Consider the following 545-nt stretch of genomic DNA (forward strand, 5'->3'; position numbering starts at 1 on the left):
GTGTGGAACATGCCGAGCGCTGCGACGTCGTCGGGTCGGGTCGCCGCGGCCAGTAGGGCGAGTCTGCCGCCCGCGCAGTATCCGGTCACGCCGATCGGGCCCTTCGAGACGCCGGGTGTTGCTCTCAGTGTGTCGATATATGCGGCGAGGTCGGGTACGGCGAGATCGTCGGTCAGCGCGCGTACGCGCGGCATGGCAGCACTGAAGAACTGCTCGCGCGACTCGGCGTCGAGGAGTTCGTCGTCTGGCGATGTCTCCTCGGCGGAGCCCCAGCGGTAGAAGACATTCGGAACCAGCACGACGTAGCCCCACGACGCGATGCGGTCGGCCATGCGACGGGTCTGCGGGCGCAGCCCGATGGCGTCGATGATGAACAGCACGCCGGGGTATTCGCTGTCTGGACCCTCGCTGTCTGGTCGGACGAGGTAGGCCTCCGCGTCGCCGTCGGCGGCCGCGACGGTCACATTCTCCCCGACGGTGTCATGCTCTTCGACGGAGTCAGGGGTGTGGGTCATGTTCGGTGTCCTCTCACGGGTGGCGGGTGG

General features: G+C 67.7%; 1 protein-coding gene. It reads right to left on the bottom strand.

Annotation, left to right across the window (positions count from 1 at the left end; genetic code table 11):
- On the bottom strand, positions 1 to 515 hold a 515-nt coding region (locus tag A5766_RS13955), incomplete at its 3' end, for a dienelactone hydrolase family protein (protein WP_197501457.1).
- Positions 516 to 545 lie beyond the last annotated feature (30 nt).

The sequence above is a fragment of the Gordonia sp. 852002-51296_SCH5728562-b genome, assembly GCF_001665475.1.
In the GTDB taxonomy this organism is placed as follows: domain Bacteria; phylum Actinomycetota; class Actinomycetes; order Mycobacteriales; family Mycobacteriaceae; genus Gordonia; species Gordonia sputi.